This is a genomic window from Nitrospina sp. 32_T5, from assembly GCF_052156635.1.
Classification (GTDB): Bacteria; Nitrospinota; Nitrospinia; order Nitrospinales; family Nitrospinaceae; genus Nitrospina.
In genome coordinates, this window is the sequence record NZ_JBQKUO010000005.1 from 91,739 (window position 1) to 104,963 (window position 13,225).

Sequence of the window (13,225 nt, forward strand, 5' to 3'; positions counted from 1 at the left end):
TTTGTTTCACATCGGCGTGATCTTCAACGTCCTGCTGGTGATCTGGCTCTACCTGGTTTTCTTCAAAATTATTTAGGGAAGAACATCAAACGGGCTTGCGCCCGGATCAGAGCGACTGCACCACCCTGGCGGAATGGGATGCGGCCTTGACCAGAGCGTCGTTGTTCACCCAGTACACCTGACTTTCCGGCACCAGGAAGTCGCCCTGAGCATTGCGGAAGGGCCGCCACTCATTGTTGATGTAAATTTCGTTGGGTCGAAAGTTGGCCTTGTATGCCAGCGAGTGGTTGTGTGAAATGAAGTAGCCCATGTAATAGTAAGGAATGCCCCGCCTCTGGCAAAGTTGGATTTGCTTGAGCACGCTGAAGGTGCCCAGACTCATCTGCGATACCGGATTGCTGTAAAAGGTATAGATTGCAGAGAAAGACCGCTGGGTCACATCCGCCAGCGCCACCCCCACCAGTTCGCCGTTGTAATAATACTCAAACTCGATTCCGAACGGAGTGTTCACGTAAAACGACAGGCGGAAGTTCTGCTCGTCCTCCACATCGTCCTGAAGGGCGTGGAACCGTTTCTTGTGCTCGAGGTAGAGGCGGAATTTTTCCTTGGTGAACTGGGGCAGCCCCATGCGGATTTCAATGCCCTCGCAGGCCTTGAGCGCCCGTTTCTGGCTCCTCGTCATGCGGAATTCCTCCACACGCACACGAATGGGCACACATTGGTGGCAGTTTCCGCAACGGGGGCGGAAATAGTACTCCCCGAAATGACGCATGCCGTGCGCCAGCATGTAGTCGAATTCGACTTCTGAGATATCCTCCAGCAGGTACTCTTCGAACAAGGACTGACGGTCCTTGAAGTAGCCGCACTGAAACGGTTTGGAATCAATAAAATGGGCGAGCATAAATAAAGCCCCAGACACCTATGGGACAGTTCGGATTAACAGGTCGTCATAACAACTAAAATGAATTTTATACCATTTTGGCGGCGAAATGTAGGGTGAAGGCCGGATTTGCCACCCAGCTTTGAAATTGCCGGGGTCTGATCCCACCCTGTATGGAGCTGCGTTTTGCACAAATCCCGCCCTTCAGGGTCAAACCGTTGTAACGCAGGGAGTTTTGTGCTTTACTTCCGGCGACAGGGGCGCAACACAATCTATCCATATTTCGATAACCCCGCCCGGTGAACCCACCGGAAAAAGGGAACCGGCCTTGAACGTATCGGTCATCATACCGACCTGGAACGAATCCCGCCTGCTCCCGGATACGCTGGAGCGGCTGACCCGGATCGCGCCATACGAAATCCTGATCGGCGACGGCGGCAGTGACGACGACACCCGGTCCATCGCCGAGCGGCGCGGGGTGCGCTTTATCGAATCCCAGCGCGGCCGGGCGCCACAGATGAACGCCGCCGCCGGGCACGCAAAAGGCGATCTCCTGCTGTTTCTGCATGCCGACAGCCACCTGGAAGAGGCGGGATTCCAGCGCATGGTTGCCGTGATGAAACGAGGCCACCACATCGGCGGCGCTTTCAGCCTGGCGATCGACTCCGAAAAGCCCGCTTTGCAGACCATTTCGCGCCTGGCCACCCTGCGTTCACGCTACCTGAACCTGGTGTACGGGGACCAGGGCATTTTCGTTCGGCCGGAGGTGTTTCACGAACTGGGAGGTTTTTCTCCCTTGCCCATCTGCGAGGACCTGGATTTCTTTCGCCGCCTTAAAAAACGCGGCCGGACGGTGATCCTGCGGGAGGCTGTTTCCACCTCTGCGCGCCGCTGGCATGCCGAGGGACTGATTTGGACCACTTCGCGCAATATTCTGATCGCTTCCCTTTTTTTGATGGGGTTTTCTCCGGCCCGGCTGAGCAAATGGTACCCGCCCAAACGGTGACCCAAAACCCTTGAAAGGCCGAAAGCCTAAATTATATAATGTCTGAAAACATACATCCTCAATCCCACCCTTTCACTACCGGATAATCATGGGAAAGAAAAAGTCCAAAAAGAACCAGAAGCCGCTGGCGTCTGCCAAACCCAGCAAAAAATACACGCTCCCGGGGGTGTTCGGTGCCGTGGTGGGAGCGATCCTGTTCGGCGGATACCTGTACCTCCAACCGGCTCCCACACCGGTGGCCCCGGCCACGGGCAACCTGATTGAGACACGTCCGGTATTGACCCCGGCCCTGTTCACCGGCAAGGCGGCACTCGCCTACCGGTACGCGGCGGAAATCCCGAAAGTGATCGACAGCCAGTTCTGCTATTGTTACTGCAAACGGGACCACGGCCACAAAACGCTCCTGACCTGCTTCACCACCATGCACGGCTCCAAGTGCGGAGTGTGCATCGACGAAGTGATCTACGCGTACGAACTGTACAAATCCGGCAAGACTCTCGATGAAATCGTGAAAGCGGTGGATGACCGGTTTTACCGCCCCTACAAACGGCACCTGTAATTGAACGATCGGACCCAGAAAAAGAAAATGGAACACGTCCTGGAAAAGAAACCTGTCAGCGTCTATATCCCCTACTCCCTGCTTGCGGCGGCCCTTTTGTTTATTTTTTTGAAGGCGCTGGACAACGTGCCGCCGAAACCCTTCGAGACGGAGTACCCGGCGGAGGCGTTCCTGGCACCCAACTTCGAACTGCCCACCCTGAACGGCGGCAAGATCTCCCTCAAGGACTACCGCGGCAAAGTGGTGTTCATCAACTTCTGGGCCACGTGGTGCGCCACCTGCAAGGTGGAGATGCCCTCCATGCAGAAGGTGTACGACAAGTTCAAGGACCGGGGATTCGAAATGCTGACCATCAGCGTGGACAAGGATCAGAAACTGATCCAGCCGTTCATGGAAGAATACAACCTCACGTTCCCGGTCCTGCTCGACCCGGATGAGGAAATCGCCAAGCAGGTGTACAAGACCACCGGCGTGCCGGAGACGTTCATCGTCAGCAAAAACGGCGTCATCGTGCACAAGGCCATCGGACCGAGGGACTGGGCGACGGAAGACGCGATGGCCGCATTCCAGCAACTCGTGGAGCAATCCTGAGGAGTGACCCGGATATGATTCCTTTACGCATACTGGTTCTTATGCTTTGCCTGTTCTGCCTGCCCGCTTTGGCCTTCGCTCACGGCGGCGAAAAACACGACGATCACAAAACCTCCATCGAGGAAGAACCCGCCGTCGGCTCCCCCGTCAAACTGATCGAGGACCTGCCGATGAATTCGCATGCCGGACATTCGACCGAACCCGTCGAGTACGGAATGGGTTCGGCCGATTCGGTCGATTACGGCACGGGGTCCGGGATGCCAGGCATGGAGCACAGCAGTTCTCCTTCCCTCGGACTGGAGGACGACCCCCTGGGTCTCGGTCCGGGATCCATGGATTCCACGATGCCGGGGGAGATGATGGATCATTCCGGACACGACATGGCCGGCATGAAAGAAAAACAGCACATCGAACAGGCGACGCATGAAATGGTCGCTTCGTCCAGCAAGGGCTACGGCCTCGCCGTAGGCATCACCGTCTTATCCGGTCTGGTGGCCGGCATCTTGTTTCTCAAGCGCCCGACCGATTCTTAATCCCCGGCTCCCACACCGGCAAACCCCGGAGGCCGCTCATGGCGAATGGAATCGTTGAGACAGTGAAAGACCGGCTCGGCTACAAGGAGCTGGAGTACCCCATCCCCGAACACGCCAACACCATCCGTTACTCATTGGGCGGAATGACGCTGTCGTCCTTTTCCATCCTCGTCATCACCGGCATCCTGCTCGCACAGTTTTACGTGCCGAATCCGGAACGCGCCAACGCCAGCGTGCATTACCTGATGGACCAGGTTTATCTGGGATGGTTCCTGCGCGGACTCCATTTCTGGGCGGCGGAGGCGTTGACCGTCACCCTGCTCCTGCACATGATCCGCGTCGCGCACACGGCGGCGTACAAGGCACCGCGGGAAGTGAACTGGCTGATCGGTGTGGGCCTCCTGCTGATGATGATCGGTTTCCTGTTCACGGGAACGGTGCTCAAGTGGGATCAGGAAGGGTATGAAGCGCTCATGCATTTCAACTGGGTGGCGGACAACCTGGGCATCCTTGGCTACCCGCTGACGGAAAAATTCGCGCAGGGGGTGCCGATCCTCAACCGCGTGTACATGGCGCACATCAGCCTGCTGCCCGTCATCACGATTCCGCTGCTCGGCCTGCACCTGTTCTATATCAAGTACCACAGGCTTTCGCCCCTGCCGGGTCAGCCTGAAGTGGGTGAGACGCACAGGACTTCGAGCGAGATGGACACGCCGCCGGTGGTCCAGCGGCACATGCCGTTCACCCGCCACCTGCAATACCTGAATATGGCGGGGGCGGGAGTGTTCTTCATCGTCTGCATTCTGGCACTCACCATCGCGCCGCCGTTGGGCGACGAACCGGTGTTCGGGATGGAGGTCACCAAACCGCCGTGGCAGTTTGTCTGGATCTACGCGCTGGAAAACCTGTGGGTGCCGTTTCTGATTGTCGCGCCCGCGCTCATCGTGCTGTTTCTCGTCGCGGTGCCGTTCATCGACCGGGGTCCGGAACGCGACTGGCGAAAACGTCCGGTGGCCACGGCCGTCCTCGTGTTCTGCATCGTGCTGTCTTTGGCGCTCATCATCTGGGGCAAGGTCACCACCATGACCCACTCGATGTAAAGGGACGGCGGATGGCGATATGATTGAGATCGAAATCCTGACCAAGTCCGACTGCTGCCTGTGCGACGAGGCGAAAGAGGTGGTGGAGGCGGTGCTCGCCGGTTACCCGGCGACGCTTAGGCTCACGGACATCGAATCCGACGCCGCCCTGTTCGAGGCATACAAGGAAAAGATTCCCGTGGTGCGGTTGAACGGCGAGGACAGTTTCATCTACAAAGTCCACCCCGTCACCCTGCGCAAACGGCTGGAGGAACTCGACGGCAGGAAATGAATCTTGCTCTAATCATTAATTTCCCCTCCCCTTTCCAAGGAAGGGAAGTAGAAAATGCCGGTTTGGAAGTAATTCGGCTCCCCCTTCTCCGAAGGGGGCTGGGGGGCTTTTTCCTTTTCGGTTTGTCATCCAAAGCGTCAGCGATGGATGACACTTTGAAATACAGAGAAAACATAGATTCTTCGCTTCGCTCAGAATGACAATTCAAACTCAACCCTGTCATTCTGAGAAGCCGCAGGCGACGAAGAATCTATGTGTTAATTTAAAACCAAGACCTCACGGTCTTCTTGAATAGATGGGGGACGAATCATGGTACAGAAAACCGCATTGAGCGACGACGAGCTTCAGCAGAAACTGAAAGAGATGGCGCCGGAATGGAAGGTCGATAAAAACGAGAAGGGCCTGCCCTTCATCTACCGCGTGTACCGCGCCAAAGAGTATTTGAAAGGGATCGACTTCGTCCGGCAGGTGGCCGAGGAAGCGGAGAAGGAAAACCACCACCCCGACATCCTGATCCACTACAAACGCATCACCGTGCGTTACTGGACGCACACCGTGAGCGGCGTCACCCTGGCCGACGTGGAGATGGCCCAGCAAATCGACCCGCTGTTCGAGAAAGAATAAAGTGACGGCCGCAGGGCGGAAGCGGACTTCTTAAACCTCTTCCTCTTCCTTCAGGATGTCGTCGAGGGTCTGGCGTCGGCGGGCGAGGATGCACTTACCGCCGTCCACCATCACTTCCGGCAGCAAGGGCTGGGTGTTGTAGTTCGACGACATGACAAAGCCGTACGCCCCGGCGCCCCCCACCACCATGATGTCGCCCGGATTGGGCAAGGGCAGTTTGCGCGTTACGGGTTCCTCATTTTCCTGAGTGAGCACGTCTCCCGACTCGCACACCGGCCCGGCGACGATCACGTCCTGCTCCGGGCCCAGATTGTCACCCACAAACTGAATGGCGTGGTACGAGCCGTAGGCCATCGGTCTGAGTAGATGACAGAAACCGATGTTGCCCAGCACGTAGTCGAGGCGCCTGCCGTTTTCGTCTAGCGTGTGGTTGAGTGCCCGCACCTCACCCAGCAGGTACCCGCACCCGGCGACGAAACGCCTGCCGGGCTCGATCTCACAGCGGATCTTGCGGCCGAAATGTTTTTCCAGGATGGCGAGGCGTTCCTCCAGGATCGGTTTGTAGGCGGAGACATCGGCCTCCGGCTGACCTTCACGGTACTGGTATGGCAGGCCCCCGCCGAAATTGATCACCTCCACATCGTCGAACTGCCTGGCGAACTCGACCAGCTTGCCGGTCAGCCGTTTCAGGTGCTCCATGTCGCCGCCGGAACCGATGTGGATGTGCACGCCGTTGATGATGAGGCCGTATTCCTTCGCGATGGCGCGTGCCTCGTCGAGGCTCTGGTGCCAGATGCCGTGTTTGCTGTAGGGGCCGCCGGTGTTGGTCTTCTTGGAATGGCCCGCGCCCTCTCCCGGGTTGATGCGGATGGAGACCTTGTTCGATCCCTTGCCGAGCCGTTTCAGTGTCTGCCCGTACTCGCGAAGCATCCCCAGCGTGCCGCAGTTGGTGTACACGTTGTTCTCGATGCAGTACTCCGCGTCCGAAGCGTGAAAGAACACGTCGCTGGTGAAGCAGACCTCCGAGGCGTCGAAACCCGCACGCAGGGCCCGCTGGACTTCCAGCACGCTGACGGCGTCAATGTGAATCCCCTGCTTCTTCATTTCCTGCAGGATGACGCGGTTCGATTCCGCCTTCATGGCGTAACGCACCACCGGCGCGAGGGTTTTGATCTCCGCGATGGCGGCGCGCAGGGTTTTCAGGCTGTACACGTACACCGGGGTGCCGTATTGCCGGGCGATGTCGCGGACGTCCACATCTTCGATTTTCATGCTCTCTCCTGAAAGGGTGTTACCATGGGATTGGGAAACGAGGTCCGGCCTTTATAACACAAATCGCCGACCGGCAAAAACCGCTTTTGAACCGCCCGCCACCCCCACCCCTGTTTTCTGTTTGACATCGTCCGGGGGTGTCTTTTAAAACTGAACGAATACACTCATTTTCCAAAGAACCCGCACCAGAGGACACCGATCCGGAATGCAGAAATGGACCATTGAAAAATCGAGGGAATTGTACAACATCGACGGCTGGGGGTGCGGCTACTTCGGCATCAACGAAAAAGGGCACATCATCGTCCGCCCGGACCAGACCAACGAGCACACGGTCGACCTGAAACTGCTGGTGGACGACATCAAGGCCAAGGGCTATTCCCTGCCGGTCCTGATCCGTTTCTCCGACATCCTCAAATCCAGCATCGCCAAACTGGCCCATGCGTTCCGGAAAGCCGCGGTGGACCACAACTACACCGGCGAGTACCACGGCGTGTACCCGATCAAGGTCAACCAGCAGAGACAGGTGGTGGAAGAGATCGTGAAGTTCGGCCGGGACCACAACATCGGCCTCGAAGCCGGGTCGAAGCCCGAGCTCCACGCCATCCTCGCCATCATGGACAACCCGGAGGCCCTGCTCATCTGCAACGGCTACAAGGACGAGTCGTTCATCCGCCTCGCGCTGATGGGCCAGAAGCTGGGCAAGCGTGTGTTCATCGTGGTCGAACGCCTGTCGGAACTTTCCATGACCCTCCGTGTGGCGGAGGAAATCGGTGTCACGCCGAACATCGGCCTGCGCATCAAGCTGTTCTCCGCGGGAGCCGGACGCTGGGCGTCTTCCGGCGGCGAATACTCGAAGTTCGGACTGAGCCCGATGGAAACCGTGGAGGCGGTGGAGATCGCCCGCAAGGAGGGGGCGCTGGACTGCATCCAGCTCATTCACTTCCACCTAGGCAGCCAGATCACCAACATCCGCCGCATCAAGAACAGCCTGAAGGAAGTCGGCCGGTATTACTCCGAACTCATGAAGATGGGGTGCAACCTGAAATTCATCGACGTCGGCGGCGGGCTGGGCGTGGATTACGACGGATCGAAGTCCACCTTCGCCTCCAGCACCAACTATACGGTGCAGGAATACGCCAACGACGTCATCTACCACCTCTCGGAAATCTGCGAGGAGGAAAACCTGCCGCACCCGAACATCATCTCGGAATCCGGCCGGGCCATGACGGCGTACCACTCCATTCTCGTGTTCAACGTGCTGGAGGTGGCCTCGTTCCCGGACTCGGATCACGATTTCGATATCGACGACGACGCACCGAGCGTGGTGCAGGAGTTGCACTACGTCCTCGAACAGGCGTCGAACAAGAACATCACCGAATCCTGGCACGACGCGCTGGACCTCAAGGACCAGTCGCAGAACCAGTTTTCACTGGGCATGATATCGCTCAAGGACAAGGCCATTGCCGACAAGCTGTTCTGGGGCATCTGCCGGAAAATTCAGGACCTGGCGTCACGCCTCAAGTACATGCCGGACGAACTCAAAACGCTCAACCAGCGTCTCGCCGACAAGTACTTCTGCAACTTCTCCGTGTTCCAGTCGCTCCCCGACTCGTGGGCCATCGACCAGGTGTTTCCCATCGTTCCCCTGCAACGGCTGAACGAACATCCGTCGCGCGAGGCAACGCTGATGGACCTGACCTGCGACTCCGACGGGATGATCGACACATTCATCGGCAACCACAACATGGAACGCACCCTGCCCCTGCATCCGGTGAACAGCGAGCCGTACCGAATCGGCATCTTCCTCACCGGCGCATACCAGGAAATCCTGGGCGACCTGCACAACCTGTTCGGCGACACCAACACCGTTCACGTGTCATTGAAAAAGGACGGGACGCTCAAGTACGAGCAGATCATCGAGGGGGAGGACGTCACGGACGTGCTCGACTACGTGCAGTTCCGCGCGGAAGAGCTGGCGGGACGCATGGCGGGATTCCTGTTCCACAGCGTGCAGAACGGCCGGCTTTCGCAGGAAGAAGCCGACCAGTTTCTCAACCTGTACAAGGAAGGCCTGTCCGGCTACACCTACCTCATCAAACCGGACAAATAAACGGGGTCATTTCATCAACGTACCGCGGCTGCTGCCTTTTTCGAGGACGGCGATCATGGCGTCGTGGATGAGTCCGTTCGACGTCAGAATCTCGCGGTCACCATACTGAAACGGCGTGCCGTCGAACCGCGTCACCCGGCCACCCGCTTCTTCGAGGATCAGCACACCCGCCGCGTAGTCCCAGGTATTCAACTTCAATTCCCAGAACCCTTCGAACCGCCCCATCGCCGTGTAGCACAGATCGAGGGCGGCCGACCCGGCGCGGCGTACCGCCTGGCAGGCGCTGATGAAGTTGATGAAGTGGTCCAGGTTGTTGTGCGTCGCGGTATGGATGTCGTAGGCGAAACCCGTCACCAGCAGGCTTTCCTTCAGGTTGGCGAGAGGCGAGACGGCGATGGGTTTGCCGTTCATCGTCGCGCCCTTTCCCTTTTCGGCGACAAACAACTCGTCGAGGCTGGGATTGTACACCACCCCGACCACAGTTTCGTTTTCGTGACGGTAAGCGATGGACACGCAGTAGCAGGGGTAGCCGTGCGCGTAGTTGATGGTGCCGTCCAGCGGATCGATCACCCACAGGTGATCGGCGTGGCCGACGGTCTCGCCGGATTCCTCGGCCAGCACAGCGTGATCGGGAAACGTTTTCTGGATGCGGTCGATGATTTCTTTTTCGCAGAGAAGGTCGACTTCGGTGACGGGGTTGATGTCGCCCTTGTAGCGGATTTCACCGATGCAGTCGGCGCGTTCTTTCTGGATGCGACCCGCCGCCCGCGCCGCCTCCACGGCCACCTGCAGGGGAGCGGTCATTCAATCCACCCCCCGCCGACAATGCAGTCGTCCGTGTAAAGCACAGCGGACTGACCCGGCGTGATGGCGGGCTGGGGATGTTCCAGCTGGATGCGCGCGCGCTCGCCCGGAAGCGGCGTCACCACACAGGCCACCGGCTGGTGACGGTAACGGATCTGCACTTCCGCCTCGAACGCCTCGCAGTGATCCAACTGCCACGTCACGTCGCTCACCGTGAACTCTTCGCGGAACAGGTCGTTCTTCGGTCCCACGACGACTTCGTTATTGACCGTATCGATGGCGGTCACGTAGTACGGTTCCGGCAGGCCGCCCAGGTTGAGTCCCTTGCGCTGGCCGATGGTGTAGGCCGGATAGCCCTTGTGTGTGCCCAGCACGTCGCCGTCGGCATTGACGATGTTGCCCGGACGAAACAGCGCCGCGTCCACTTCGTTTTCAATGAACTTGGCGTAATCGTTATCGGGGATGAAACAGATTTCGTGCGATTCCGCCTTGCCCGCGACGTTCAGGCGGTACTTCTCGGCGAGGCCACGCACTTCCTTCTTTTCCATGTCGCCCAGCGGGAACACGAGGCGCGACAACTGCTCCTGCGACAGGTTGAACAGGAAATAACTCTGGTCCTTGGAGGCGTCGCGACCGCGCCGCACGGTGTAGCGTCCGCTTGCGTCCTTCACTACCGAAGCGTAGTGGCCGGTGGCGATGTAGTCGTAACCGTAAACCTCTGCCTTGTGCATGAGCTCGTCGAACTTGAGCTTCTTGTTGCAGGCGGTGCAGGGGATGGGCGTGCGGCCCTTCAGGTATTCGTCGACGAAGTAATCGACCACGCCCTCGCGGAATTCTTTTTCCAGGTTGAGGATGTAGAACGGGATGCCGACCCGCTCCGCCACGCGGCGGGCGTCGCCCAGGTCATCGAGCGAACAGCAGGTGCCAAAACGGTTGTCCGTATCCCAGCTGTAGTTCCACAACTGGAGCGAGATGCCGACCAGGTCGAATCCCTGTTCCTTCAGCAGGGCGGCGGCGACGGAGCTGTCCACCCCGCCGCTCATGGCGACGACGACCTTGCAGTCGGTGCCGATCTCAACTGTCTGGAGTTCCGTCATGGATCAACCGTTTTCCAAATAAAAAAAAGACAAACAGGTGTCGCCTGTCCGCCGGGTTTCACGTTTTTTCAGTCTAACATAGTTTTCAGCGAGGGCGGTTTTGTGAAAATGCTCGGCCACCACCTCCGCCTCCGGGGCGAGGATGCCGGATTCCGCCAGCGCCGTCAGGGTTTCCGTGTACAGATCGGCCTCGAACGGCGGATCCACGTACACCCAGTCGAACACCTCCCCCTGGCGGGCGAGCCGGTCGATGGCCTGCCGGGCTGTGGCGGAAAGCAGGGTCCAGTCCGCTGAATCGGCGTTCGGCTCCAGCAGGCGGCATTTTTTCAGGTTGCCCTGCAGGAGATCGCGGACTTTGGCTCTGGCCTCCACGAACACCACCCGTTTTGCTCCCCGGCTGAGGGCTTCGATGCCCACCGCACCGCTGCCTGCGAACAGGTCCAGCACCCGCGCGCCTTCGATGCCGCTGCCCGCAATGTTGAACAGGGACTCGCGCACCCGGTCCAGCGTGGGCCGGATATCGAGCCCTTTCAGCGGATTCAGCCGCGTGCCCCTCAGGCTCCCGCCGATCACCCGCACAGCAGCCGCCCCGGCAGGATTCCGTCTGTAATAAAATCATGAAAAATCAATTCATTCCCCCATTGACCCGGCAACCGCGGGTGTTTTATTATTCTCTACCCCTTTTGTCAAATCACCTTGAAACCGGAAGGTTTAATTCATACAATAGGTTCAACGCTCGGGTATCGTCTAATGGTAGGACGTCAGATTCTGGCTCTGAAGGTTGAGGTTCGAATCCTTGTACCCGAGCCATTTTTTTGTTTTTCACAGGAGGAGTGAATGCCGGCCGCCAGTATTTACCGCAACCCGTTTCTGCTTGGATTGTGCGCCCCCGCCTACAACCTGGTGGGGACCGTGGCCGTGGTCAGCGACTTCCTTCTGTTCACCATGTTCATTTTCGCCACGCTCGGCATCCTGGGCGCGTATGTGACGGACTTCCACATCCTGTCCGGCCTGTACCCCAACGAGCTGATGCACAAAACGGCGGTGGCGTCGCTTCTCGGCATCGTGTTCGGCCTCATCATGTGGGCCATCAACATGCTGTTCGCAGCCCCGACCACCGAGGCGGATTCCGCCCCGGTCTCCCCCGCCGGAAAGTTTTTCATCACCTGGGTGGTGATGGGCGTGCCTTCGTACTTCCTGATGGTGTACCTGGTCAGCCGCCTCAACAAGCGCGACCTGGAAGCCGAAGAGCGCATCCGGCAGGAGAAAAAGAAGCAGCGAAAAAGCAGTGGTCCGCCCCTGATCAACAGGGACGGCGGCGGTATCTGACAGCGCGGCCCCATCGTCTAGCGGTTAGGACGCCGGCCTCTCACGCCGGAAACAGGGGTTCGATTCCCCTTGGGGCTACTCTTTCCCTTCCACAGGGAAGGAACCCGGTTTGCACCAAGCCATCCCTTTTCGTTCCCCACGGTCTTCGGGGAAGGGGGCCTTCAATCATCTCTTCTGGAGGCAAGATAACGTGTTCCGATTCCAAACTCAACGTTTCCTGAAAACGATTTCCTTCACCGCGCTGGCGCTGGCCTGCGTGCTGATCGCCCTGCCCGCTCATGCGGGTGTCCAGACCAAGGAGATCACCCATAAGCTGGACGGCGTCGAACTGAAAGCCTTCGTCGCCTGGAACGACGCAGTCGAGGGCAAACGCCCCGGCATCCTCGTCGTGCACGAGTGGTGGGGGCACAACGAACACGCGCGGAACCGCGCGCACATGCTGGCGGAGCTGGGCTACACCGCGCTGGCGCTCGACATGTACGGCGACGGCAAGCTGGCCGATCACCCGAAAAAAGCGGGTGAGTTCATGAACGCGGCGTTCAAGGACTGGGAAGGCAGCCAGGCGAAGTTCAACCGCGCCCTGGAAATCCTGAAGTCGGAGCCGACGGTGGACGCGGACCGCATCGGCGCCATCGGGTTCTGTTTCGGCGGTGCGGTGTCCATCCGCATGGCGCGGAGCGGCGCGGACCTCGACGCCGTGGTGGCGTTCCACAGCGCCCTGCCGGACCAGCCGCCGGTGAGCAAGGGCGACGTCAAGGCGTCGATCCTCGTCATCAACGGCTCGGAAGACGGCTTCCTGCCCGCCGACCGGGTGGCCGGGTTCATGAAGGAAATGTTCGAGGCCAATGTCGATTTGACCTACATCAACCTGCAAGGCGTCAAACACAGCTACACCAACCCGCAGGCCGACGAGTTCCGCCAGAAATTCAACATCGACAGCCTGGTGTACGACAAGCAGGCGGACGAACGCGCGTGGAAATCCATGCAGGCGTTTTTCGACCGGGTGTTTCAATGATAGTCTGATTACGAGGGGGGCTGGCTTTCATCCA

General features: G+C 58.8%; 14 protein-coding genes, 2 tRNA genes and 1 pseudogene. 12 read left to right on the forward strand and 5 right to left on the reverse strand.

The features are described 5' to 3' along the window. Positions 1-106: 106 nt before the first annotated feature. The gene (locus tag ACTRW9_RS13460; protein ID WP_442429741.1) at positions 107-901 is read right to left on the reverse strand and encodes an arginyltransferase; all 795 of its coding nucleotides are present in this window, start codon (positions 899-901) and stop codon (positions 107-109) included. 307 nt (positions 902-1,208) lie between these two features. Here ACTRW9_RS13460 and ACTRW9_RS13465 point away from each other — a divergent pair, with 307 nt between their 5' ends. The 7 genes from ACTRW9_RS13465 (at position 1,209) to ACTRW9_RS13495 (ending at position 5,564) form a co-directional block, all read left to right on the forward strand. Then, positions 1,209-1,886, forward strand: a complete 678-nt coding sequence (locus ACTRW9_RS13465) for a TIGR04283 family arsenosugar biosynthesis glycosyltransferase (protein WP_442429742.1) — start codon at positions 1,209-1,211, stop codon at positions 1,884-1,886. An 88-nt stretch (positions 1,887-1,974) separates the two neighbouring features. Continuing rightward, complete coding sequence (locus tag ACTRW9_RS13470) at positions 1,975-2,445, forward strand: CYCXC family (seleno)protein (protein WP_442429743.1); 471 nt, start codon at positions 1,975-1,977, stop codon at positions 2,443-2,445. Next, positions 2,446-3,036 (forward strand): peroxiredoxin family protein, encoded by a 591-nt coding sequence (locus ACTRW9_RS13475; protein ID WP_442427663.1) that lies wholly within the window; start codon positions 2,446-2,448, stop codon positions 3,034-3,036. 14 nt (positions 3,037-3,050) lie between these two features. After that, a complete protein-coding gene (locus ACTRW9_RS13480) occupies positions 3,051-3,569 on the forward strand; it encodes a hypothetical protein (protein ID WP_442429744.1) in 519 nt (172 codons plus the stop codon). 38 nt (positions 3,570-3,607) lie between these two features. Continuing rightward, positions 3,608-4,669 carry a cytochrome b gene (locus ACTRW9_RS13485; protein WP_442429745.1) on the forward strand — a complete coding sequence of 354 codons (1,062 nt, stop codon included), beginning with the start codon at positions 3,608-3,610 and terminating at the stop codon, positions 4,667-4,669. A gap of 19 nt (positions 4,670-4,688) precedes the next feature. Continuing rightward, entirely contained in the window at positions 4,689-4,940 is a 252-nt protein-coding gene (locus ACTRW9_RS13490) for a glutaredoxin family protein (protein ID WP_442429746.1), read from the forward strand. A gap of 309 nt (positions 4,941-5,249) precedes the next feature. Next, entirely contained in the window at positions 5,250-5,564 is a 315-nt protein-coding gene (locus ACTRW9_RS13495; RefSeq protein ID WP_442427659.1) for a 4a-hydroxytetrahydrobiopterin dehydratase, read from the forward strand. A 30-nt stretch (positions 5,565-5,594) separates the two neighbouring features. Here ACTRW9_RS13495 and lysA read toward each other — a convergent pair whose 3' ends face one another. Continuing rightward, entirely contained in the window at positions 5,595-6,836 is a 1,242-nt protein-coding gene (gene lysA, locus ACTRW9_RS13500; protein ID WP_442429747.1) for a diaminopimelate decarboxylase, read from the reverse strand. 205 nt (positions 6,837-7,041) lie between these two features. On the opposite strand from lysA, the gene speA reads away from it, so the two are divergent. Further along, positions 7,042-8,946: a biosynthetic arginine decarboxylase gene (speA, locus tag ACTRW9_RS13505; protein WP_442429748.1), complete on the forward strand. Its 1,905-nt coding sequence runs from the start codon at positions 7,042-7,044 to the stop codon at positions 8,944-8,946. A gap of 6 nt (positions 8,947-8,952) precedes the next feature. On the opposite strand, the gene ACTRW9_RS13510 is transcribed toward speA, so the two are convergent. The 3 genes and pseudogenes from ACTRW9_RS13510 to rsmD form a co-directional block, all read right to left on the reverse strand. Continuing rightward, positions 8,953-9,750, reverse strand: coding sequence for an inositol monophosphatase family protein (locus tag ACTRW9_RS13510; RefSeq protein WP_442429749.1), 798 nt, complete (start codon positions 9,748-9,750; stop codon positions 8,953-8,955). Continuing rightward, positions 9,747-10,847: a tRNA 2-thiouridine(34) synthase MnmA gene (gene mnmA, locus ACTRW9_RS13515; protein ID WP_442429750.1), complete on the reverse strand. Its 1,101-nt coding sequence runs from the start codon at positions 10,845-10,847 to the stop codon at positions 9,747-9,749. The genes ACTRW9_RS13510 and mnmA overlap by 4 nt, the downstream gene beginning before the upstream one ends. A 3-nt stretch (positions 10,848-10,850) precedes the next feature. Then, positions 10,851-11,429 (reverse strand): annotated as a pseudogene (gene rsmD / locus ACTRW9_RS13520) (16S rRNA (guanine(966)-N(2))-methyltransferase RsmD); the annotation flags it as partial. A 154-nt stretch (positions 11,430-11,583) separates the two neighbouring features. Between rsmD and ACTRW9_RS13525 the strand changes: the two are divergent. The 4 genes from ACTRW9_RS13525 (at position 11,584) to ACTRW9_RS13540 (ending at position 13,191) form a co-directional block, all read left to right on the forward strand. Further along, positions 11,584-11,657: transfer RNA gene (locus ACTRW9_RS13525), tRNA-Gln, on the forward strand. Between the two features lie 27 nt (positions 11,658-11,684). After that, positions 11,685-12,176, forward strand: a complete 492-nt coding sequence (locus tag ACTRW9_RS13530; RefSeq protein ID WP_442429751.1) for a hypothetical protein — start codon at positions 11,685-11,687, stop codon at positions 12,174-12,176. Positions 12,177-12,182: 6 nt separating this feature from the next. Beyond that, a tRNA-Glu gene (locus ACTRW9_RS13535) sits at positions 12,183-12,254 on the forward strand. A gap of 112 nt (positions 12,255-12,366) precedes the next feature. Further along, positions 12,367-13,191 (forward strand): dienelactone hydrolase family protein, encoded by an 825-nt coding sequence (locus ACTRW9_RS13540; RefSeq protein ID WP_442429752.1) that lies wholly within the window; start codon positions 12,367-12,369, stop codon positions 13,189-13,191. Positions 13,192-13,225 lie beyond the last annotated feature (34 nt).

Excerpts from the sequence above, each read along its gene's own strand:
- ACTRW9_RS13460 (WP_442429741.1), bottom strand. The coding sequence starts at position 901 with ATGCTCGCCCATTTTATTGATTCCAAACCGTTTCAGTGCGGCTACTTC.
- ACTRW9_RS13470 (WP_442429743.1), top strand. The coding sequence starts at position 1,975 with ATGGGAAAGAAAAAGTCCAAAAAGAACCAGAAGCCGCTGGCGTCTGCC.
- ACTRW9_RS13480 (WP_442429744.1), top strand. The coding sequence starts at position 3,051 with ATGATTCCTTTACGCATACTGGTTCTTATGCTTTGCCTGTTCTGCCTG.
- ACTRW9_RS13485 (WP_442429745.1), top strand. The coding sequence starts at position 3,608 with ATGGCGAATGGAATCGTTGAGACAGTGAAAGACCGGCTCGGCTACAAG.
- ACTRW9_RS13490 (WP_442429746.1), top strand. The coding sequence starts at position 4,689 with ATGATTGAGATCGAAATCCTGACCAAGTCCGACTGCTGCCTGTGCGAC.
- ACTRW9_RS13495 (WP_442427659.1), top strand. The coding sequence starts at position 5,250 with ATGGTACAGAAAACCGCATTGAGCGACGACGAGCTTCAGCAGAAACTG.
- lysA (WP_442429747.1), bottom strand. The coding sequence starts at position 6,836 with ATGAAAATCGAAGATGTGGACGTCCGCGACATCGCCCGGCAATACGGC.
- speA (WP_442429748.1), top strand. The coding sequence starts at position 7,042 with ATGCAGAAATGGACCATTGAAAAATCGAGGGAATTGTACAACATCGAC.
- ACTRW9_RS13510 (WP_442429749.1), bottom strand. The coding sequence starts at position 9,750 with ATGACCGCTCCCCTGCAGGTGGCCGTGGAGGCGGCGCGGGCGGCGGGT.
- mnmA (WP_442429750.1), bottom strand. The coding sequence starts at position 10,847 with ATGACGGAACTCCAGACAGTTGAGATCGGCACCGACTGCAAGGTCGTC.
- ACTRW9_RS13530 (WP_442429751.1), top strand. The coding sequence starts at position 11,685 with ATGCCGGCCGCCAGTATTTACCGCAACCCGTTTCTGCTTGGATTGTGC.